This window comes from Bacillus sp. NPDC060175, from assembly GCF_042728695.1.
Classification (GTDB): Bacteria; Bacillota; Bacilli; order Bacillales; family Bacillaceae_G; genus Bacillus_A.
Genome location: NZ_JBHWYR010000065.1, coordinates 1 through 22,168, shown reverse-complemented (window position 1 = coordinate 22,168; position 22,168 = coordinate 1). Strand labels below are relative to the sequence as shown.

Sequence of the window (22,168 nt, the reverse complement as noted above, 5' to 3'; positions counted from 1 at the left end):
AATTTAATTGTTTCGCCTTTTAAAAATTCTAAATAAAATGAAGATGAAGTCTGAAGCTAGAGGAAGGATTAGATCCTTGTTCAAAATCGACAGTACATTTCAAATGATACATTATGGACAATTAATTGAGTTGTTTTTTACAAAAAAAGAGACTGTTTGGTTTCTTTTTTTGTTCGATTCATTAGAGATTACAAAGTGAAATCATGAAAAACAAATATGAGAGGAGAATACAAATGAGTCAATTTGTTAATTCAACAATGGAAGGTAAAAATTTTAGTGCTGTTCAAGTAGGAAAATGGGAGGATTTGCTTCAATATAAAAATGGAAATCCATTTAAGGCTCCTGGAAAGGTATTTCTTAAAGATGACTTACAATGTACAGGGATGGAAGTTTCACTTAATGTTTTTCCTCCAGGTATTTCAATGTCTTTTTATCATAAGCATAGAGAAAATGAAGAGCTGTATATCTTTATCAAGGGACAAGGGGAATTCAAGATTGATGATGAAATCCTTGAAATCAAAGAGGGCACTGTCATTAGAGTAGCACAAGAAGGGGAAAGAATTTGGCGTAATAATTCAAGTGAACCTCTCTATTTTATTTGTATTCAGGCTAAGGCAAATACTTTGGAAGAAAGCAATATCGAGGATGGTATTAGGCTAGATAAATCTGTTGAATGGCTTGGAAAATAGGTGCCACTGTACGATTAAATATCGTTTCGCTCCTTGTATTTTGTCTTTTGAAGAAAACTTAGCTATAGAAAAGTACACCCAATTGTTAGACTGAATGTAACAATTGGGGTGTACTTCATAGGAAACCAACTGTGTTTAAAGAATGGCTTTTTTCAATCTTCATTCTATAAAGATTCATTATCCGTACTTGTTCCTCAGTTAATTCTTCTTTATCCCAATACATATGCATTAAACTATATTCAAAAATCTCCTTTAATTTAATAAACAATGGAAATAGATCTATCATTTCTTTAGGAATCTCATTTTCTTCTTGGTATCCGTCGATTATTGCATTTGTAATAGAATTCTCATAGCCGACTATGTTACCATTCCCAACGAATGAATATTCTATCGCACTATAGATTGGGACTGCTAAATCGAATATATAAAAATGTTTCTCACAGTCTTGAAAATCAATCATTGTTAAATTTGAATTATTTTCAACCAATATGTTTTCTAACCATAAATCTCCGTGTATTAAGCCGTAATTTGAAGGATTCTTTGGAAGTTCTTTTATAGAAGTTAAAACGGCAGACGCAAATTCTCTTATAGTAGTTTCTTCTTTAGGGATATACTTAAGAAAATTATATTCTTCATTCTCATACCAATCGTTAATATGTTTAACCGGTTTAGCGATTTCAAAGCTTTTAGATATACGATGTAATTTTCCGATTTGTTGACCAAGCTTTTTAAATACATTAGAATTCCATTCGTTTCTTGGTAAATGTATACCAGGAGCAGCTTTATATAATACAACAAAAACTTCTTTGTCTAATGTTATTTTCTCTACTAAATTCCCCTTTAAAGAAGGTATTATTGGAGAGACTCCTAAGCCCTTTTGATATAAAAAGTTCGTATATGTAACTTCTTCTGATTGCTCTTCATATGTTTTATAGTTTGTAATTCTAACGAAGTAAGTACCTTGTGCCGTGAGACATTGATACATTTCATTTGTTATTGGTGTCATTTCAATAAAATCCAATGGATATAGTTTATTAATTAGTTTGAGTATCTCTTTTTCTATATTATTCATTTTAACTTCCTTTCCAAACATAAATTTTCCACTCACAAAACTACTAGTTCCTTAAATTACAAATTTCGTGTTTTATTTGGTAGAATCCTTTAAAAAAGATTTATCCCGTAAAAGCCCGATTAGTACGGGATAATAATCAGAGGGGAGGAAAAAAACCCCACTGATTAAAGTTTCACTTTATTGGAAAGTGAAGTAAATGTATGACAAAATAAGATAGCTGAAAAAATATGAAATGAATAATTATCTATGGTATTTAGAGGTTCTGGGGCGTTAATGATTATAAATCACAAGAAATATCAAAAGAAAGAAACGGATACCTTTTATAATGTTTTGTAAGGAGTGAGGTAAATGAATGAACATATACAGTTAATGATCGATTGGATTGATAAGAATTTGAAATGTAAATTCTCATTAGATGAATTATCTAATTATATGGGATATTCTCCTTATTACTGTTCTTTTAAATTTCATCAAGTAACAGGGATAAGTATTAGACGATATATTCTTCTCAGAAGATTGTATTTATCAACGGAAGATTTGGCGAATGATAGAAAGATAATTGATATCGCATTTGATTATGATTACTCTTCACAAGAGGCTTATAGTAGAGATTTTAAAACTGTTTTTGGTATAACCCCAAGAGAATTCCAACTTAACAAAAAGCCCGTTCAATCATTTATTAAACTCTCAATCAATAATGGAAAGGAGTGGGATAGAATGAATTTTTCTAGAAAAATTGAAGTTGATCAGTTACGAAATGCGAAGAGTGAGCTGTTTGATAAAGATGTACTAAACATATTAAATGGTCAATTTATGTATGAAGAATTTAAAGGTGAAAAACTAATGGGGGAGTCTGATTACGCTCCATTTAATGAAGCGATGTGTGTAAATGCGACTACTACACAGCTTTTTGATGATGAGTTTATTAAAACAAGAGCAGAAGGACACCAAGGTACTGTAGAAAATTATATGAAAAAGGTTATTCATCCTTTAGAGAATCTTTTTAAGAAAGAGTATAAATGTATCGTTTTATGGTTTGGTGAGGATATGTTTTGCCAAATGAATCTACTTACCGTACTTTCTTACCTTGAACAGTCTGGTTATAAGGGCAAAGTATACTTAAATAGCTTCAGAGAGGATGAATTTAAAGTAAGTCAAATTGAACTTGAATTAGGGAACTATTTTTCTGTTTACAATGAAGTTCTAGTAAATCATAAAAAGCTATCTCATGAGGTACTACCTGTAATGTATCAGGCGATAGATTTATATTTAGAAATGCTAAAAGAAAATAATGTAGTAGTAAAGTATATCTCCAAAAATAAAGGTTTACCAAAACAAGAGTTACTAAAAAGGTTGTTTAATCTTTTTCCAACAATAGGATATGGGGACCTACAATATATAGAGCTTATTAATAAAGTGAGATGAAAATTGAAAACTAATTAGAAGAAAATACAGTAAAAAGATGCACCTAAAAGGAAAGGTGCATCTTTTTACTTATATTTGTTCAAGTAAATTTAATTCTTCTTCTACAAATGCCATTAAATCTTTAACTGTTTTTCCAGAAAAATCAAAGTGAATGCCGGCTGCCTCATACACTTCTTTAATAGTCTTAGTACTACCTAAAGACAATGCTTTTTTATAATTTTGTAGTGCTTGTTTAGGATTCTCTTTATATTGCTTATACATTTGCAGTGCACCGAGCTGTGCAATCGCATATTCGATATAATAGAATGGTACTTCAAAAATATGTAGTACAGGTAACCAGCCAGTTGCAAACCAGTTTTCATAACCATTAATATTTACTACACTAGATTGATAAGTTTTCTGAAGCTCTAAGTACTTTTCATTTCTTTCCTCAAATGTATGATTTGGATTTTCGTAAAGCCAGTGTTGGAATTGATCAACTATTAGCATACCTGGAAGATAAGTAATAATATCTTTAAAGAAGTTAACTTTTGCTTGTTTCAAATCTTTTTTATCTTTATAGAATGCATCCCAATATTTTATCGAGAATAATTCCATTGTCATACTAGCTAATTCAGCTGTCTCAGCGGGGATTTCTATATATTGTCGTATCTTTAGTTGCTTTATGCATTCATTATGAATGCTATGGCCCATTTCATGAATGAAAGTAAGGATGTCATCTTGTGTATAGTTAAGGTTCATAAAAATAAAAGATAATTGAGAGGCCGGTAAGTACTCACAAAAACCACCAGCTGCTTTTCCTTTACGACTTCTTAAATCTAAGCAATTATGTTCATACATTCGGTTTAGTAGTGCTGAAAATTCAATATCTAGTTTATTGAAGATGTGAGTGCTTTTTTCAATTAACTCTTTTTCATTTTGAATAGGTTTTAACACTTTTTGATTGGGAGCTACAGCTACTACATCCCATGGACGAAGGATATCCACTTGAAGTTCATCTTTTTTCTCATTTAATATTTTATCTGTAAGTGGCACAACATATTGTCGTATTGATTCAGCCAGTTCATAGCAATCATCAGCCGTATAATCAAAACGTTCATATTTTTTAAACATATAATCACGATAATTATCTAATTGAATGTTTTTTGCCTTTTGGTGACGGATTGCAATTAATTCATTTAAAATATGTTGTAAATTATTTTCAACAGATAAGAATTTTTCAGAAATGAGCGTTTTTGCTTTTTTTCGTATATCACGATTCGGATTTTGTAAGTAAGACTGTAGTTCAGTAATTGTTTTTTCTTCGCCATCCCATAGTGCAGTTAAACTGCCTGTGATTTCGAAGTACTCGGTTACTAATTTGTCTTCTTTTACTTCTAAATCAATGTTCTTCTCACAAAATAATGTTTGTGCATTCTTTATTTTTTTATCAAGTATGCTATAAGTTTTTGGATCTAGTTGCATTCGAAATGGTGATTCTAAATATGTATTATCAAATGAATTTTGATAACGTTTCAAAAGAGGCCTTACATATTGTTGATCATATTCAAACGTATCTTTTATTTCTTTGTTATCTGTATTACATTGAAAAGCAATATAGTGTGATCTTAATTGTTCTTCGATTTCAGATATTAATTTCGACTGAGCTTTTAGCCAGTTTTCTAAATCTTCTCCAGAAGAAATAGACGTATTTAATAAAGTAGACAATTCTTTTTCAAGCTCATGTAAATTACGAATATCAATCGTATTAGAGTTCTGCATTATATATCCCTCACTTTTTATTTATTCATGGAGATATTCTTCTTTTTCGTTATAATTCCTTTTTTACCAAAAAAATTTGTCCCTATTACGCCAAGAACAATCATAAGTGTACCGATAATATGATAGTAGGCAATTTGCTCGTGTAAGAATACAACACCTGCAATTATAGTAATAAGTGTAGATAAGTTGCTAAAAACACTTATTTTAGCTGCTTCAATATAAGATAATGAATAGTTTAATAATAAGGCCGTTAGTAAGGATGATAGTAATCCTAAATATAAAATGGATATAAGAAATGTACCGTTTGTAAATGGCTTAAAGTACATAGTTATTGTGCCTTTATTTATATGATCAGCGATAGCGATTAAATTAAAACTAATAAAACCGATTGCTGTCATTGTGTAGGTTAAATCCATTAGCTTGAATTTCTTTGTCATTTTTCGAGCTAATACATTGTAGCAAGCAGATGATAATGCCGATAACAGGATGAGAATAACTCCGATGAAGCTAGTTTCATGGGCACCGATACCATTCATGATAAATATATAAATGACACCGATGACAGAAACGAGTACAGATGTTTTTTGCCATATATTTGTATACTCTTTTAAAAAATAGGAAGCGAGTATCATCGTAAATATAGGGATAGCAGCCTGTATAATTCCAGCTTCAGATGAACTTGTATATACTAGACCAAATGCTTGGAAAGCAAAGAACAGTGCTGGATAAAATATTGCAAGTGGTAAAAGGGCAAGTATGTTTTTGAATGATATATTTAACTTTACAAAACCAAAAATAACCGGAATGCTTGCTGCTATGAAAGCAACTGTAAAACGGTGAGCAAGAGTATCAAGAGGGCTCGTAATGGTTAGTGCTAGTTTCACAAACATAAATGAAAATCCAATAATAAATGAATAGAGTAATGCGGATATATATGCTTTTGTTGTATTTTTCATAATTTCACCTCATAGTAGTTGATTTCTTACTGGCCAGTATACGTATATAGTAATCTTTCTGATCTAGTGCTACAATGTGAACAAATACAAACTGTACCGGTACAACTTAAATATTGGGGTGGTAATGATGTATAAGTATTTACATATTTTAAACGATTTAGAAAGTGTGATTCAAAATGGTGAGATAAAAGAAGGAAAGAAATTACCGTCTATACGGTCACTCGTCACGCAATATGAATGTAATAAGGCGACTGTAATACGAGCGCTGCATGAATTAGAAAAGCGTCATATTATTTATTCTGTACCTCAAAGTGGATACTACGTTGTTAAGAAATCTGGGAGTTACATAGAAAATAACGAGATGATTGATTTTGCTTCCTCAGCACCAGATCCAGATGTTTTTCCATACTTAGATTTTCAACATTGTATTAATAAGGCAATTGATACATATAAAAATGATTTGTTTGTATACGGAACACCGAAAGGTTTACCATCTTTAATTCCAGTTATTCAAAAACAGCTGGCAAATTATCAAGTCTTTACAAAAGAAGAAAATATCTTTATCACATCAGGTGTGCAGCAAGCACTTGCAATACTAACTTCTATACCATTTCCGAATGAAAACGAAACGATATTAATTGAGCAGCCAACATATCATTTATATATTGAATATCTAGAAATAAATAAAATTCCTGTAATCGGCATTAAACGTACGAATGAAGGCATCGACTTGAATGAATTAGAACGTATATTTCGAACAGGAAAAATAAAATTCTTTTATACGATACCGAGATATCATCATCCACTTGGAACGTCTTATTCTAAAGATGAGAAAGAAAAAATCGTGCTATTGGCCACGAAGTATAATGTATTTATAGTGGAAGATGATTATTTAGCAGATTTAGAAACAGATTCAAAAGCAGATCCGTTATATAGCTTACATAATTGTAATCATGTCATATATTTGAAAAGTTACTCGAAGATTATTTTTCCAGGTTTACGAGTCGGTGTGGCGGTTATTCCACCAGCTATTGCAAATGCTTTCCATAAATATAAAAAGATTTTAGACATCGATAGTCCAATGATATCTCAAGCTGCTTTAGAAATTTATATAAAGAGTGGTATGTTCGAACGCCATAAAAATAAAATTAAATCCTCCTATAATAATAGATCAAAAAAACTAGCAGAAATATTAGAAAAAGTGCATAATGAAAACCCACTTTTATTTACATATAAAAAGTATAATACAATAGGAATCCATACTTGTTTAGAAATAGATAAAATCAGTATTTCGGAAATGTTCTTACAAAAATTAAGTGATCTTCAAATAAATATTGATACTATTGATAAAAATTATGTAAGGGATTTTCCTAAAGAAAGACTGTTAAAGTTAAATGTATCGAATGTAAAAGAAAATCAGATAGAAGAAGGTATACGCAAAGTAATTGAGGAAATCAAACAATCAGAACGTCTAAATTTTCAATTTAAAAAAGAATAATACGAATAAGGAGGTTTGTTGTGAGACGCAAATTAATAACCTTATTTATATGTATTACTATAGTAATTGGAGCGATGGTAGTTACTAAATATTATATAGAAGATGATCAATGCATAGCAGTTGGTATGTATTCAAGGGGTATAATCGTAGATCAAAATAACGAACCTATATCAAATGTGAAAATTTATGAGGATTCAATTGAAAGTAAGGAACGTAGTATTTCAAATGAACAAGGTGAATTTGAAATTACAAATGGCGTTTGTGGTGACATTACGTTACAATTAGTTACTCCAAATAACGAAATCTATACGAGGAAGTATGAAAGAAAGCAAGTTATAAAGTTGAATTATAAAAATGAAGGTGAATAAAATGAAACCATTACAAGGAAAAGTAGCAGTTGTAGCAGGTGCAACAAGAGGTGCTGGAAGAGGTATTGCGATGATGCTTGGTGAAGCTGGCGCAACTGTATATGTAACAGGAAGAAGTACAAAAGGGAATTTATCCTGTATGGGGAGAACTGAAACGATTGAAGAAACTGCAGAGCTTGTTACAAGGCAAGGCGGAATCGGAATAGCAGTTCGTGTTGACCATACAGTAGAAGAAGATATTATAGCATTATTTAAAAAGATTCAAGGGGAACAAAATGGGCAGCTTGATATTTTAGTAAATGATGTTTGGGGCGGAGATCCTTTAACGGAATGGGAGAAACCTTTCTGGGAACACAACCTACATAACGGACTACTTATGCAACAAAGAGCTGTTCATTCTCATATAATGACAAGCCATTACGGTGTACCGTTAATGGTGAAAAATAACAAGGGACTTGTAATTGAAATTACAGATGGTGTCGACTATCAATACCGAGGTAATTTATATTATAGTTTAGCAAAAATCTCAACAATTCATTTAGCAGAAGCAATGGCGAAAGATTTAGAACAACACAATATAACAGTAGTTGCAGTTAGTCCAGGATTCCTTCGTTCAGAGGCGATGCTCGATATATTTGGTGTAACAGAGGAGAACTGGCAAGAAGGAGCTAAACAAGATCCTCATTTTATAGCATCAGAAACACCTTTCTTCGTTGGAAGAGCAGTCGCAGCTTTGGCAAGTGACTCAAATGTTCATGAAAAAACTGGACGAGCGTTAAGTTCATGGGAATTAGGAAGAGAGTATGGATTTACAGATATGGATGGAAGACGCCCAGATTGGGGGGAATATTTTGAGGAGCATGTTTTAAATCAAAATTAAGATTTGAAAATGATGTGAAATACAGCAATTATTAAACAAAAATAATAATCGCCCATCAAATTTGTGAGTAGGCGATTATTGTATTTCTAAGAACAAAATTAAACAACTTTATTATCTCTACGTATATACCGAATAAAACATTTTTTAATTTCATTAAACAAATAGGGTATTATTACCAAATAAATGATATCCTTAAAGTATAGTTTTTATTTTGTATAGGAGGGTGATGAAGTCTATGGCGGTACGTATAGTCGATGATTTACAACAATTATCTTTGTTACTTATGTTTTTGAGTACATTAATATTTTACAGATACTTAAAGAAGATTAAACGAGAGAGAAAACTGACTTTTTTCGAAGTGACAATGTATTTTGTCACTCAATTTGCGACTTTAATTTGGGCAATTACTTATTTTATTAAACACTTGTCTGAATCGTAAGTTACATTAATATATTTTAGTTTACTAGGTTATTGTTATCTAGTAGGGATATAAATATAGTCCGTGTCTAAATCAATGACGATATTGCTCGTAATGTCTTCTTGTAATGACTTTGGAATGTTTTCAAAATGATATCGTACACAAAATAAACTTGCAAGATCCTCATTAGATAACTCTTCATTTTTTACGTTAAAATACATTTTTTTCAACTCACTAATAGAACGTTTACGACCAATTACATACTCATTAATTCTATATCCATCAAATTCAATTATCATGTTATCGCTGTTGGTTGCTAGCCAACATTATAGCTTTAATTTTGGATGAATCTTTCATATTGATTATTATACATAACTTAAAAATTAGTGTGAATATATTTTTATAAAGTGAGAGGATTTCAATGGAACAATATAAATTAGTTTTAGAAGGCTCTAAACAGTTAAAGTGGGAAACGGGTGAAATTAGGCCTATACAGGATGATGAAATTATCATTGTTTTGAGGAACTGAGTCAAGGGATAATTAATCCTTTAAAAGTATACGTTTCATATGAATAATGAAAAAACTAACCAAATATTTATCACATGCCTTATATATGTTTTGTCTCAATTATGATATTAAAAATAAGAAGGAACACATATGAAAATTTTTGTAGCAGATGCAACTGGTGTAATAGGACGTTCTTTATTGCTAATGTTAATAAGAGAAGGTCATACGGTATTTGCAATGATTCGTAATGAATCGCAAGTAGAAGCAAGAAAGAAAGTTGGTGCTATACCAGTAATAGCCGGGAGAGAGGTGCTTCAAATAATAAAGCACGTAAAGATTATGGATGGATACCTTTACATCCTTCATGGTCTGATGAGTGTGTGAAATGTCATGAAAATCCTTTAATGGGAATACTAGTAACATTCACTATTAAAGGGTTGGGCTGTAATGAATATACTTTTTGAAAGCATTATTTTAATCCTCACTGGAATTATTGTTTTAAAATTGACAGGTAGTAAATCTGTTAGCCAAATGACTAGAGCTGAAATTATTATTGTTGTTTCTATAGGTCGTATTATTGTAGAACCTATATTAAGTAGGAAAGTAGTCCCATCTATTTTTGCTGCGTTTATTTTTGCGAGTGTTTTACTTATCATTCATTTTTTTGAATTGAAATCACGAAAAGTAGAAAAGTTTCTAAATGGAACTAGCATTATTGTTATAGAAAACGGAGAAGTTTTAAAAAAGAATTTATTACGTGCAAAAATGTCAGAACAACAATTATTTATGCATCTGAGAGAAAAAGGTATACATGAAATCAAGAATTTACAACAAGCAACCGTAGAAACGAACGGACGTGTTGGGTACCAACTAACTAATAAGGCACAACCAGTTACTTTGGAAATGCTAGAGAAGCTATTAGAGCAATGCAATCTTAAAAAATAGTTGTAGACTGAAAAGCGCTTCCTGTACTTTTCTCAAACATGTAAAAGACCCTTCAGTAATCCTGAAGGGACTTTCGTGTTATCTAATGTATCTATCAATTTAATTTGTGTCTATTAAGATTGGAAGGTATGATTTTTAACGGTCTCATCATGTCATGGTCTTCATGCTCTAAACGATGACAATGCCATACATAATCTCCAGAATAGGGCTCAAACTTCATTATGATTCGGACGGTTTGTTCACCAGCTACTAGAACGGTATCTTTTAAACCGAAATCAGCTGGGAGAAGGGCTAATAAGTTTCCATTCAAGTCATGACGATCAAGAACTCGAAAATTAACTAGATGTATATGAATAGGATGAATCCCAACGGTCAAATTTACTAACTCCCATATTTCAACAGAATTAAGTAAAGGTGTTTCTGTCACAGAATCGGCCCATTCTTTATTATCTAATAAAAGCATGAGACGCCCAAATTCATCCTCTGAGTCATTTAATGTTAATCGTCTTACTTTTTTTACGTTTACTTTTTCTAATGGAATAAAGTCAATGTTACTTAATATGCACGGGATTTTACTTTTATCTGGGCAGGATAATGGTTTCGTTACTTGGAACTCCATTATCTCACCAGTTGGATTATCTAAATCACTTCCATTTTGTAATACTGCCTTTTTTCCTACAAACCTTGAAAAATCAATAATAATGTCAATACGTTCTGCTGGTGAAACATCTAAACTTTGTACTTTAATCGGCCGTTTAAGAAGGCCTCCATCAGTTCCTATTAAAAAGAATGAGCTAAGGTCACTTAATTGGAACTTGTATGTGCGAGTATTAGAAGCGTTTAATAAACGAAATCTATATTTGCGGGGCTCCACTTTTAAAAATGGCCATACTTTCCCGTTGACTGCAATTGTATTTCCTAAAAATAGAGAAACAATAGAAGGGTATGGTAAACCTGGTGATGGATCTTCAGGTTGAGCAGGATAAAATAGGGAACCGTCCGGATTAAAAGATTTATCTTGAACGATAAGTGGTATCTCGTATTTCCCTTTAGGTAGGGGTAGTGATTTTTCTTCTTTATCACGAATCAAGTAAAGTCCTGCGAGACCCGCATATACATTTAAACGAGTAATCCCAAGTGCATGATCATGATACCAAAGGGCAGTTGCTCGTTCTCGATTCGTATAATGATAAATCTCTTTTACGAAACTAGGACCTGTTTGTTGAAAATTTTTCGTAAACCATGCTTCAGGATGACCATCGCTATCTGGCTCACTTGGGCTTCCATGTAAATGTACAACAGCTCGTACTTCTGGGTTATCATGGGCCCCGTGAACGGTTGTATCAACAGGTAAGAAGTGTTTTTTAGGTAAATCGTTTGACCATCTCACATATACAGGATGATCTTTTTTAACCTCAAACGTTGGACCAGGTACCAATCCATTATAACCCCATACTTTCGTCTTAGGTAAATCTCTATGAAACTTGTGTAATGTTTCAATCATACGTACATCATAAAACGGCTTACCTTTATATGTTCCTTTTGGTTTTATTGTGGAGGGAATCGGAAGGGGATCAACAAATTTTTGTAATTCCAAACAGCTCTATCTCCTTTCATGTAATATAGTATATTCTATTACATGACTGTTTTATTGTTTGTATACTTGACCAACAAAATCATTGATATATCCCTTATACATGTGAAGCTAATATGACTTAAAATAATATACAGAAAAATTTAGTGGCCTAACTGCTTCTTCAGGGGTTTTAGGCTGTGGACCATCCAAACCTTCTTGGAATTTACAGAGGAAGATATTTTACTGGACATAACAGAAAATCTATTTGATTGAGTATGTGCTTGTATTTTACCAAAGGTGATAACAATCAATATTACGATTAACAACATTAAAGTTCAAAAAATAAACAGAATGAATAATTGACAAAAAATGAGAATAGTAGTAACCTAACGTAAAACATACGCTACCGTATTTTATTGGAGAGATGATATGCAATTAACGAGGGAAGACTGGATAAAAGTAGGATTACAACAATTAGCTAATGAAGGAATACATAAAGTTCGCATTGAAGCACTTGCTCGATTGCTAAAAATAAGCAAAGGAAGCTTCTATCACTATTTTCGTGACCATCAAGAGCTTTTAGATTCTATGCTTGACTTTTGGGAAGTACATGCAACAAAGCTGATTGTTCAAAGTATGGAGCAACAGGATGCCTCTTTAGAACAGCTATTACAGATTAGTTTTAATCGAGATAAAAAAATTGAGAATGGTATTTATGCTTGGGCTAAATATGATCCTGTTGTGGCAACACGTTTAGTAGATATAGAAGAACAAAGAATTTCTTGTGTTGCAAAATTGTATCAAAAAATGGGCGTAGACGAAACTGAATCAATTGATCGAGCGAGACTTGCCTATTTAACGTATGTAGGATGGATGACAAGGTTTGAAGCAAATCCTAATTTTGATATTAATAAAATGGTTGAGCTTTTAACTTCTTTCAGCGGGTGTCCAAACATCGACTGAAAGAAGTTAAGCTTCCGGACGCAATTATGCTGAGGCATAATTGATTATTCGATAATATGTGTCCCTAATATGGTTATAAAACCTGAAGGGACAAAATTTTTACTGTAACATACGGTAGTGTATGTTATTTTTGAAGTTACGACATTGGGGGCGAATAAATGAAATTACTATTAACATTAGTAGCTGTAGTGCTTCTGTGTTTTATCAGTTTTTTGCATATTTATTGGGCTTTTGGAGGTCGATGGGGTTCTGCCGCTGTTATCCCAGTAAAAGAGGGAGAACATAAGCCAGCTTTTACTCCGAGAATATGGGGAACATTATTCATAGCCATTCTTATTCTACTAGCTAGTGTCATTATTGTTGTTCAAGTAGGTTATTTGCAGGGATTCCAAGCAAATAGTTTATCTAAAATCGGAAGTATTGTCTGTGCTTTAGTTTTCATTATTAGGGCAATTGGTGATTTTAAGTTTGTTGGATTTTTCAAAAAAATTAAACATTCTCAGTTTGCTAGATACGACACTTGGTTCTATAGTCCATTATGTTTATTCTTTGGCTTTGTCTATATCATGTTGTTGTTTTAATAAGTATAATGAATTCCCTATAAAATAAATTTTATACAGGAAGAAAACACCTCCTATTGAACAAGTAGTAATAAAAAGAGGTTTGAGCATAGCAATAGAGCAATACGGGTTCTGGTGACAGCGAAGTCCGCTATGATTAGTCATTTGTGTTTAAAAAGAGGATAGATAGGGCGAATTTATTCAAGCTCTTCTATCCTTTTAATTTTTATAAATATAATGTATGACATTAGATAAGAATTCACTATTAATAATAGGTTCAGCTTATATCTTGACTTTTAATAAAATTTTAAAGTGTTGGTTTTTTATTGTGTGAATAAGAGGTTAGTTGTTGTTTTGGAGTTTAAATCATTGATTTAAACTTAGCAATTGTATCATGTAATCTTTCTAATCCAATCAACATATCTTTTTCATTTAACATTGAATAACTAATTCGTAAATGATTATATTGAGTTTCATGGCTTAACAGACAAGCTGTGCCGGGTAAAAAAGAAACATCTACTTCATTCGCTTTTTGTAATAATGTAAAAGGATCGATTGACTGAGGGAGTGTAACCCATAAGTTAAATCCTCCATTAGGTATTTCAAATTCTAATTCTTTTAATGGAGATAATATATCAATTGTTAAATCGCGTCTAATTTGTAAAGCAGTACGTAATTTTTCTAAATGATTTTTCATTCGTTCCGCTCGTAAAAAAGGAAGTAGTGCTTTTTGTGTCAATAAGGGACTACCTATATCCATCGAAGCTTTCACGGCATATAACCATTCAAAAATAGGACCCTCAGCTGCAAGCGCCGCGATGCGAAGACCTGGTGCTAACGTTTTACTAAATCCTTTTAAATATATAACGTGACCATTCGTATCAAAGCTTTTTATTGGAGGTGGAATTTTAAAATCCTCAAAATATATCTCTCCGAAAGAATCATCCTCTAAAATAAAAAATTGATAAAGCTCTGATAGTTCTACAAGTTCCATTCTTCTTTCTTTGCTCATTACTGTGCCCGTCGGATTCTGAAAAGTAGGATTCACATATAACAAAACAGGATTCTTTCTTTGACAAATATCATCGATTAAATCTGAGCGAATGCCGTTGTTGTCAAGACTAACAGGGATAATCTGAACGCCTTTATTAACAAATACATCAAGCGCCGCTCCGTAACATGGACTTTCTACTAGCACTAAGTCTCCGGGCTTTAATAATGTTTGGGCAATTAAATCAATTCCTTGCTGGGCACCACTTGTAATTAATAATTGAGATGGATCTATAACTAATTGTTGGTGTTCTTTTAAGTAGTTTGTTATTTCCACTATAAGCTCTTTATCACCTTGAACAGGTCCGTAAGTTGCTAGTATCATTTGATCTTTATTAAGTAATTTATGCATTTCATCTGAAAGAAATGGATTTGGTAATAAACGTGGATAAAGGATCGCCTGTGAAAAATCGAAATATTTACGATGTTGGCTCATTACATATTGAGAACGCATAACATTAATGGATTTCGTTTGTTGCCATTGATATGGAATTGGTTTGAAATCTTTATTCACACGTTTATGTATATAGGCACCTTTTCCTTGTTCAATTCGTATATAACCTTTCGTTTCTAACTGTTTATAAGCTTTACGAACAGTTAATAAACTAATTTGCAAATCATCGGCCATAGAACGTAAAGAAGGGAGGTAATCGCCATGTGAAAGCATCCCGCTTTGAATTCTCTCAACAATTTGCATATATATTTGTTGGTAATATGGTATGTTGGATTCTTTACGTAGTACTATCTTCATAGAATCACCTGTTTTTCTTTTTAATTTAATTAAAGCGAAAAACATCCTGACAATCAACTATATTTTTATTCAACTGTTATATGCGTGGATACACTGTTATACACCATATCCTCTATACTCATTTCAAGAGTAAAAAGGAGGAAGGAAAATGGTCATTTTAAATTATATTTTAGTATGTATTATTTTTGGAACGACATTTTTAACGATAAAAATTGGAATAGAAGCGGGGGCACCACCATTATTTTCAGCTGGAATTCGTTTCTTTTTGGCGGGTCTTATTCTCATTATTATTTTTAAATTAAAGCGAAAGGATATTATGCCTTACTTATTATCGAAACGTATTATATATGCTGGTTTTTGTTTAACATTTATGACATTCGCGACCCTTTACTGGGCTGAACAATATATTTCTTCTGGATTAGCTGCAGTTCTATCCGCTACGGCCCCAATGATGATCTTGCTATTACAATCAAGGCGAAACAAAACAAAATTGCAAAAAGAACAACTTGTTGCTTTAGTTATAGCACTTATAGGCGTTTTTTGTATTTCTTTACCTGGAATGCATCAAGAACTTACATTAATATGGAGTATCGCTTGCCTTATTATAATAGTAGGAGAGTTGTTTTATGGAATAGGTTCTATTCGTTCAAAAGAAATACTTTCAGATTTACCTGATGTATCACCATTTCTCATTAACGGTATTCAAATGTTTTATGGGGGAATCTTGCTGTTAATTGTATCTGGTGTAATGGAACAGCCAAATCTAGCTGTATTAACATCTTGGAATGTACAATGGCCAATTTTATATCTCATATTTATAGGATCTATCGGTGGACACGGTTTATATTACTGGCTTTTATCAAAAACAAATCCTGTATTTCCATCAACGTGGTTATATGTATCTCCGTTAATCGCTGTTATTGTAGGTTATTTTGTATTAGGAGAACCATTAAATCCTACAATGGGAATTGGTGCTTGTTTAATCTTGATTGGTGTATTTTTAGCAAATCGTTCTACGCTGGGCGTCTATTTTAAGCAAGGGAAGTTATTGAAGAAAGAAATTTAAATAATATAAAAGAAATCATTGGACTATTAAGTTAATAAAGTATTATTACTTTATTAACTTAAAAAGCATGTTACTACTGACTTGTAACATGCTTTTTATTTTTACATATTAAGTTTAACATAATTTGCTTAGTAATTAACGAACAGTGTACTTTACGAATAGTGTACGTTATGTTATAAATAAAACAAGTAATTCAATAAAATATAAGGTGTGATAAATGATGGAAAGAAAAAATAAAGGAGAAAAACGTATTGCAATTATAGGTGCTGGACCAGGAGGTTTAACATTAGCTCGTATATTACAGAAACATGGTTTAAAATGTGTCGTATATGAAAGAGAAACATCGCCATGGATTCGGCAACAAGGAGGTTCATTAGATATTCATCATGATTCCGGACAAGAGGCGCTTAAAGAAGCAGGATTGTTAGAACAATTTAATGAACTTGCTAGATATGAGGGAGAAGATTTTCGTTTATTTGATAAGAACGGAAAAATATATTTAGATGAAGTAGCGGATCCTAATGGCGGAGATCGTCCAGAAATTGATCGAGGAACTTTACGTGAATTACTTTTAAATTCTGTTGATCCGGAATGTATACATTGGGGCTATAACTTAACAAAAGCCATTCCTGTAGAAAATGGTATACATGAACTGCATTTTGAAAATGGACACGTAGACACTGTTGATTTAGTGGTAGCAGCAGATGGTGCCTTCTCTCGAATTCGTCCACTTGTCACAAATTCTATACCACAATATACTGGAATTAGCATGGTAGAATTGAATTTGAAAAATGTAACGAAAAATCATCCTCAGATGGCGAAATTCAATCGACGTGGCAAAGTATTTGCACTTGCGGAGCATAAAGGAATTCTTGCGCAATTAAATGGAGATGACAGTATTCGCGTATATTTAAGTTTTAGAACAGATAAAAAATGGCTTGATAATTGTGGAATTCCATTTGAAAATTTAGAAGAAGCAAAACATCAACTTCTACAGTATTTCGAAGACTGGGATGAAACACTTAAAAATTATATTCGATGTGCAGATGGTGCGATTTTTCCTAGACGAATGTATATGTTACCTGTTGGACTAACTTGGAAAAGTACGCCTGGTGTTACTTTAACTGGTGATGCAGCTCATTTAATGTCTCCATTTGCGGGTGAAGGTGTGAACCTTGCGATGCGTGATGCGGCAGAGCTTGCATTGTCTCTTATAAAACACGATGATTGGAACAAAGCGATTGAAAGTTATGAAGAAAAAATGTACGATTATTCTTCTCAATCCGCTGAAGTGTCAAATGATAATCTGGAGATTTGTTTCTCAGAGGATGCTGCTATGAAACTGTATAATCTTATGAATCAACTTCATGAGCAACAATAAAAATATATTTACTAAAGGAGAACTATGGAAGAACAAACGAATACAATTACTAGTCGTCGTTCACGACCAGCAAAAGAACCGTTAAGTAAGGAAATCATTGTGAAGACTGCTTATGACCTATTAGAGTCTGAAGGTATTTCTGGCCTTAGTATGCGTAAAATTGCAAAAGTATTAGATACCGGGCCGTCTTCTTTATATGTATACGTAAAAAATGCTGATGAATTAAGAGCGTATGTATTAGATTATGGTCTAGGGAAAATTGAAATAACAGATGAGAAAAATGAACCATGGAAAAAAGAGCTATTTGCACTTGTACATTCATATTTTCGAATTTTATTCGACTCTTCTGGAATGGCAGAATTAGCTTTAATGACAATTCCAATTGGACCAAATTCTTTAGCCCTTACTGAACAGATTTTGCGTCAATTACATGAAGGTGGGGTTAATGCAAGAGGATCGGCGTGGGGAGTAGATATTTTACTGTTATATGCTGCTTCGGTCGCATATGAACAAACAGCTCGCAAAGAAAAAGGTACCACTCTTGACGCAATTCGTGCTTCATATGAGACTTTAGATACAAAAAGGTATCCAATGATTGTAAGTCTAAAAGAAGATATGTTATCTGGTGGAGAAGAACGATTCCGCTGGGGATTAGAAGTTGTTTTGCAAGGTATTTTACATGCGCAATAATATAATTAGTTTAAAACAGAGAGCTAAATGAGCGGCACTCTGTTTTTTTGAAAGAAAAATATGATATCTGTGTCCGCAAACTACATTGTTAATTAATTTCAACATCTCTTTTTATACGATAGTAATAGACAACTTACACAATATACCCTTGATAACAAAGAGGTTAAAGAATTGGTTGAAGTGCTAATATATCAAGGTATAGATTTACTTTTAGGTAAAATAGAATACTTAGAAGTGAAAACCTTTGGGATAAAAGATGGTAATAGAGTTGTTAGTCACAAAATAATTATATTAAAAGACTTTGTACCAGATTATCTAACTATTGATAAAATCATGATGAGACTCTTTATAACAGCTAAGAGATGTATTGAAGGTGAGAATAAGGAACTGCTTTTTTGGTAGTAAAGATACAGATAGAATAAAAAACACTAGATCTTTAAAATCTAGTGTTTTTTTATTAGTTCACTTTCTTTATAAAACCTTTATAATGACGCTTCACAAGTTGACTTTCTAACGTCTTCATCGTTTCTAATGCAACACCTACGATGATTAGTAAACTTGTACCACCGATTTGAGCAGATGGTGGTAATGTAGCGATTTTTGTAAATACAAGTGGTAATATTGAAATTGCTCCTAAGAAAATCGCACCGATAAATGTTAAACGGTATAAAATTTTTGTTACATACTGTTCTGTAGATTTACCTGGGCGAATACCCGGGACATATCCGTTTTGCTTTTTCAAATTCTCAGCCATTTGTTCAGGATTTACTTGAATAAACGCGTAGAAATATGTGAAGGCAACGATAAGACCCACATATAGTGTCATTCCAAATGGATGTGCAAAATCAAGATTCGCAATTATCCATTTAGATACGCTTGAATCAGGGAAGAGCTGCGCAATTGTACGCGGCGTCATTAAAAAGGCTGAAGCAAAGATAACAGGAATTACACCTGCACTATTTACTTTAAGAGGTAAATGAGTATTTTTTGCTCCTTGATATTGATTGTTTCCTGAAACAGCTTTTGCATATTGAATCGGTATTTTTCGAACAGCTTGTTGAATGTAAATAACACCAACAACTATCGCTAAAATTACGAGTCCAATTAAAACCATTTTTATTATGTGCATAAATAACTGATCGCCTGCGTTTTGGAATTGTTGCAAATAAATTTGATTAGCGACATTTGGAATCGCCGCAACAAGTCCTGCGAAGATAATCATTGAGATTCCATTACCAACGCCATTAGCGGTAATTTGTTCACCTAACCAAAGTAAAAATGCAGTACCAGCAGTTAAAACTGTCGCAATAAATAAGTATGTAGTCCAGCTTTGATCTGTAATTAATTGTCCACCTGCTATATTATTAAAACCATAAGACATCCCAATGGATTGTATAAATGCGAGAATGATTGTAAAGTATCGAGTAAATTGAGCTGATTTCTTACGGCCCATTTCTCCTTGCTTTGCCCATTCTGTAAATTTAGGTACAACGTCCATTTGTAGTAATTGTACAATGATAGAAGCTGTAATATATGGTGTGATACCTACAGCAAAGATTGAGAAGTGTTGCAGTGCTCCTCCGCCAAATACGTTTAGCATACCTAAAACGTTGGCTTGATCTTGTACTTTTAATACCTCTGCGTTAGTATGAGGAACTGGAATAAACGTGCCAATTCGAAAAACAATTAGCATCGCTAGTGTAAAAAGAATTTTGTTTCTTATCTCAGCTACTCTCATGAAATTTGAAATCGTACGAAACATTATGTCGCCTCCTATATTTTTATCAGTTCAAAACTGATTATTATATCCCGATGAAGTAACCACAAACCTCCTTCCGCATTAAATTCATTTGACAAATGGAATTTTATACATTTTGTAGTTTTCACGGATATAAAAATATAAGGTGTTATACAAGCGATTTATTGACTTTTCGTAATCATTCAATACCCATAATATAACTAATAAATTAACAAATGTACATACATAAGCATTAAAAATGAATGAATAGGATGATTTTTTACATATATTTAATGCTAGATTGATAATTAGGAACGTTTTATGTGGTTATATTGAAGGGATTCCGTGGAAAGTATTATGATGTAGCTGTAGCGCATAATAACCTCAAGGAAATCTTCAAGGATGTTGAGAGAACTCATACGTTTCAGCATGAATTAGAGAACCTACTAAAGAAAGAAAAGATTGGATTGGAATAATAGTGAAGGAAAATCTTTTTTCTATAGAGAATATTTCTAGCGTAGGAATCTAAGTATGTAGGTTCTAATGAAAGGAGAATTCACATGAATACATTTGTAAATGACAAGTTTTATGAAACTAGAAATCAATTATTTGAGGAAATTACTTTGTTAAGTGATGCTCAATTTAATAGGAAACCAGATAAGGATAAATGGAGTATAGCACAAGTTTGTCATCACTTAGTTTTATTAGATGAGAGAGTTATAACAGTTATTTCATCGGGATTAAAAAAGATGGATAGTATCTTAAATGAGCGTAAAGAAATTCACACTATTTTATTAGATAGATCGATAAAATTTATAGCCCCAGAAATGATTAAACCAAGTATAGAACCATTTGAAGTGCAGCAAATGGTTGATTTGTTAAACGACTCTAGAAAAGAATTGATGCGTTTCCTGAGTACAATAGAAGATGAATCTATATTAGCGAAAAAATCAGTGACGCATCCAACTCTTGGAGAATTACTTCTTGATCAGTGGATAGAACTGATCTATTTGCATGAACAGCGTCATATAGAACAAATTAAAGAGATAAAATTGCTTTGTGGAGTTGAAAAGTAAACATCATTATCTATTTTTTGAGCGATTTGGGATAGCATCAAGGTTTCGAGTGATAAAATAGAAATCCTGATTAAAATTATGATGAATTTAGTTGAAAGCAACCAATAAGCTGAAGAAATTACGAAACTAGTAGATCTTACCCCTGAAGAGGAAACGAACATTCAAAAAAATCTGAATCCGATTTGCTGTATAAGTGTAACCCCGTCTTAAATGAAGAGCGGGGTTATTATTTTTGGAAGTGATCTCAGCATTTTCATTTAGAAGGAAATAAATTGGCAATGAAATCCGAAAATGTAATCAGCATTACACACTATATCTTTAAGTTATAATGATTTTCGGAAATGAGCTATATGTCCAAATTTTTGAAAGTAATCTTACACCTACCATTGGGTAAGCACCTTTCACGCGTTTGAGGAATAAGTATTTTGTCAGAAAACGATAAAATACAATTCTATTAAGGGATATATGCATTTTATTCTCTTTATTTTTGCAGTTGAAGTTTTCTGAATAACAAGTTATATTTTTAAAGTTCAAGCAACTTTATGACAGTACAAAAAGGGGAGAAATATTGATATTATGCAAAAAACGAAATGGAAGAACTATGTATGCTATTTTATTATTTTTATGCTTCTTGTAACAGCAGTAACAGTCAAACCAGCTATTTCTAAGGCTGAGGAATCTAATGTTAATATTACATTGTTAGGTACTGCAGATATTCATGGTAGATTTATGCCTTGGGATTATGCGCTTGATGGAGCAAATATGAGTGGAAGTTTGACGCAGCTTTATACGGTTAT

22 protein-coding genes and 3 pseudogenes are annotated in these 22,168 nt (G+C 32.3%); 18 read left to right on the top strand and 7 right to left on the bottom strand.

Annotated elements, in window-relative coordinates; all coding sequences use genetic code 11:
• Positions 1 to 233: 233 nt before the first annotated feature.
• A complete protein-coding gene (locus ACFWDE_RS24070) occupies positions 234 to 689 on the top strand; it encodes a cupin domain-containing protein (protein ID WP_377895186.1) in 456 nt (151 codons plus the stop codon).
• Between the two features lie 115 nt (positions 690 to 804).
• On the opposite strand, the gene ACFWDE_RS24065 is transcribed toward ACFWDE_RS24070, so the two are convergent.
• Positions 805 to 1,782, bottom strand: a complete 978-nt coding sequence (locus ACFWDE_RS24065; protein ID WP_377895185.1) for a phosphotransferase enzyme family protein — start codon at positions 1,780 to 1,782, stop codon at positions 805 to 807.
• A 327-nt stretch (positions 1,783 to 2,109) separates the two neighbouring features.
• Here ACFWDE_RS24065 and ACFWDE_RS24060 point away from each other — a divergent pair, with 327 nt between their 5' ends.
• Positions 2,110 to 3,186 carry a helix-turn-helix domain-containing protein gene (locus tag ACFWDE_RS24060; RefSeq protein WP_377895184.1) on the top strand — a complete coding sequence of 359 codons (1,077 nt, stop codon included), beginning with the start codon at positions 2,110 to 2,112 and terminating at the stop codon, positions 3,184 to 3,186.
• Positions 3,187 to 3,255: 69 nt separating this feature from the next.
• Here the strand turns inward: ACFWDE_RS24060 and ACFWDE_RS24055 are convergent, their stop codons facing one another.
• Both ACFWDE_RS24055 and ACFWDE_RS24050 read right to left on the bottom strand, forming a co-directional pair.
• Complete coding sequence (locus tag ACFWDE_RS24055) at positions 3,256 to 4,947, bottom strand: M3 family oligoendopeptidase (protein WP_078181656.1); 1,692 nt, start codon at positions 4,945 to 4,947, stop codon at positions 3,256 to 3,258.
• A gap of 17 nt (positions 4,948 to 4,964) precedes the next feature.
• On the bottom strand, positions 4,965 to 5,903 hold the full coding sequence (locus ACFWDE_RS24050; RefSeq protein WP_078175012.1) for a DMT family transporter: 939 nt from the start codon (positions 5,901 to 5,903) through the stop codon (positions 4,965 to 4,967).
• A gap of 127 nt (positions 5,904 to 6,030) precedes the next feature.
• Here ACFWDE_RS24050 and ACFWDE_RS24045 point away from each other — a divergent pair, with 127 nt between their 5' ends.
• The 4 genes from ACFWDE_RS24045 (at position 6,031) to ACFWDE_RS24030 (ending at position 9,088) form a co-directional block, all read left to right on the top strand.
• Positions 6,031 to 7,401: an aminotransferase-like domain-containing protein gene (locus tag ACFWDE_RS24045; protein ID WP_377895182.1), complete on the top strand. Its 1,371-nt coding sequence runs from the start codon at positions 6,031 to 6,033 to the stop codon at positions 7,399 to 7,401.
• 20 nt (positions 7,402 to 7,421) lie between these two features.
• Complete coding sequence (locus tag ACFWDE_RS24040) at positions 7,422 to 7,769, top strand: peptidase associated/transthyretin-like domain-containing protein (protein ID WP_377895180.1); 348 nt, start codon at positions 7,422 to 7,424, stop codon at positions 7,767 to 7,769.
• A 1-nt stretch (position 7,770) separates the two neighbouring features.
• Positions 7,771 to 8,649, top strand: a complete 879-nt coding sequence (locus ACFWDE_RS24035; protein ID WP_377895179.1) for an SDR family oxidoreductase — start codon at positions 7,771 to 7,773, stop codon at positions 8,647 to 8,649.
• Positions 8,650 to 8,884: 235 nt separating this feature from the next.
• Positions 8,885 to 9,088 (top strand): hypothetical protein, encoded by a 204-nt coding sequence (locus ACFWDE_RS24030; RefSeq protein ID WP_193646281.1) that lies wholly within the window; start codon positions 8,885 to 8,887, stop codon positions 9,086 to 9,088.
• Positions 9,089 to 9,123: 35 nt separating this feature from the next.
• On the opposite strand, the gene ACFWDE_RS24025 is transcribed toward ACFWDE_RS24030, so the two are convergent.
• Complete coding sequence (locus ACFWDE_RS24025) at positions 9,124 to 9,366, bottom strand: hypothetical protein (protein ID WP_377895176.1); 243 nt, start codon at positions 9,364 to 9,366, stop codon at positions 9,124 to 9,126.
• A gap of 122 nt (positions 9,367 to 9,488) precedes the next feature.
• On the opposite strand from ACFWDE_RS24025, the pseudogene ACFWDE_RS24020 reads away from it, so the two are divergent.
• The 3 genes and pseudogenes from ACFWDE_RS24020 to ACFWDE_RS24010 all read left to right on the top strand — a co-directional run.
• Positions 9,489 to 9,581 (top strand): annotated as a pseudogene (locus ACFWDE_RS24020) (alcohol dehydrogenase); the annotation flags it as partial.
• A 144-nt stretch (positions 9,582 to 9,725) separates the two neighbouring features.
• Positions 9,726 to 9,875 (top strand): annotated as a pseudogene (locus ACFWDE_RS24015) (NmrA family NAD(P)-binding protein); the annotation flags it as partial.
• 147 nt (positions 9,876 to 10,022) lie between these two features.
• Positions 10,023 to 10,520, top strand: a complete 498-nt coding sequence (locus ACFWDE_RS24010; protein WP_377895175.1) for a DUF421 domain-containing protein — start codon at positions 10,023 to 10,025, stop codon at positions 10,518 to 10,520.
• Positions 10,521 to 10,614: 94 nt separating this feature from the next.
• Here the strand turns inward: ACFWDE_RS24010 and ACFWDE_RS24005 are convergent, their stop codons facing one another.
• Positions 10,615 to 12,117 (bottom strand): multicopper oxidase family protein, encoded by a 1,503-nt coding sequence (locus ACFWDE_RS24005; protein WP_377895174.1) that lies wholly within the window; start codon positions 12,115 to 12,117, stop codon positions 10,615 to 10,617.
• Between the two features lie 408 nt (positions 12,118 to 12,525).
• Here ACFWDE_RS24005 and ACFWDE_RS24000 point away from each other — a divergent pair, with 408 nt between their 5' ends.
• Positions 12,526 to 13,059: a TetR/AcrR family transcriptional regulator gene (locus tag ACFWDE_RS24000; protein WP_377895172.1), complete on the top strand. Its 534-nt coding sequence runs from the start codon at positions 12,526 to 12,528 to the stop codon at positions 13,057 to 13,059.
• Between the two features lie 158 nt (positions 13,060 to 13,217).
• On the top strand, positions 13,218 to 13,640 hold the full coding sequence (locus tag ACFWDE_RS23995; RefSeq protein WP_002147682.1) for a DUF3995 domain-containing protein: 423 nt from the start codon (positions 13,218 to 13,220) through the stop codon (positions 13,638 to 13,640).
• Positions 13,641 to 13,980: 340 nt separating this feature from the next.
• On the opposite strand, the gene pdxR is transcribed toward ACFWDE_RS23995, so the two are convergent.
• Positions 13,981 to 15,420, bottom strand: a complete 1,440-nt coding sequence (pdxR, locus tag ACFWDE_RS23990; RefSeq protein WP_377895171.1) for a MocR-like pyridoxine biosynthesis transcription factor PdxR — start codon at positions 15,418 to 15,420, stop codon at positions 13,981 to 13,983.
• A gap of 148 nt (positions 15,421 to 15,568) precedes the next feature.
• Between pdxR and ACFWDE_RS23985 the strand changes: the two genes are divergently transcribed.
• The 4 genes from ACFWDE_RS23985 (at position 15,569) to ACFWDE_RS23970 (ending at position 18,959) form a co-directional block, all read left to right on the top strand.
• Complete coding sequence (locus ACFWDE_RS23985; protein WP_264540879.1) at positions 15,569 to 16,486, top strand: DMT family transporter; 918 nt, start codon at positions 15,569 to 15,571, stop codon at positions 16,484 to 16,486.
• Between the two features lie 217 nt (positions 16,487 to 16,703).
• The gene (locus tag ACFWDE_RS23980) at positions 16,704 to 17,867 is read left to right on the top strand and encodes an FAD-dependent oxidoreductase (RefSeq protein ID WP_377895169.1); all 1,164 of its coding nucleotides are present in this window, start codon (positions 16,704 to 16,706) and stop codon (positions 17,865 to 17,867) included.
• Positions 17,868 to 17,891: 24 nt separating this feature from the next.
• Positions 17,892 to 18,557: a TetR/AcrR family transcriptional regulator gene (locus ACFWDE_RS23975; protein ID WP_377895168.1), complete on the top strand. Its 666-nt coding sequence runs from the start codon at positions 17,892 to 17,894 to the stop codon at positions 18,555 to 18,557.
• Between the two features lie 171 nt (positions 18,558 to 18,728).
• Positions 18,729 to 18,959 carry a hypothetical protein gene (locus ACFWDE_RS23970; protein ID WP_377895166.1) on the top strand — a complete coding sequence of 77 codons (231 nt, stop codon included), beginning with the start codon at positions 18,729 to 18,731 and terminating at the stop codon, positions 18,957 to 18,959.
• Positions 18,960 to 19,014: 55 nt separating this feature from the next.
• Here the strand turns inward: ACFWDE_RS23970 and secY are convergent, their stop codons facing one another.
• The gene (gene secY, locus ACFWDE_RS23965; protein WP_002069884.1) at positions 19,015 to 20,319 is read right to left on the bottom strand and encodes a preprotein translocase subunit SecY; all 1,305 of its coding nucleotides are present in this window, start codon (positions 20,317 to 20,319) and stop codon (positions 19,015 to 19,017) included.
• Between the two features lie 299 nt (positions 20,320 to 20,618).
• Between secY and ACFWDE_RS23960 the strand changes: the two genes are divergently transcribed.
• The 3 genes and pseudogenes from ACFWDE_RS23960 to ACFWDE_RS23950 form a co-directional block, all read left to right on the top strand.
• Complete coding sequence (locus ACFWDE_RS23960; protein WP_002069882.1) at positions 20,619 to 20,771, top strand: hypothetical protein; 153 nt, start codon at positions 20,619 to 20,621, stop codon at positions 20,769 to 20,771.
• 84 nt (positions 20,772 to 20,855) lie between these two features.
• Positions 20,856 to 21,371: a DinB family protein gene (locus tag ACFWDE_RS23955; protein ID WP_377895164.1), complete on the top strand. Its 516-nt coding sequence runs from the start codon at positions 20,856 to 20,858 to the stop codon at positions 21,369 to 21,371.
• A 576-nt stretch (positions 21,372 to 21,947) separates the two neighbouring features.
• Positions 21,948 to 22,168 (top strand): annotated as a pseudogene (locus ACFWDE_RS23950) (bifunctional metallophosphatase/5'-nucleotidase); the annotation flags it as partial.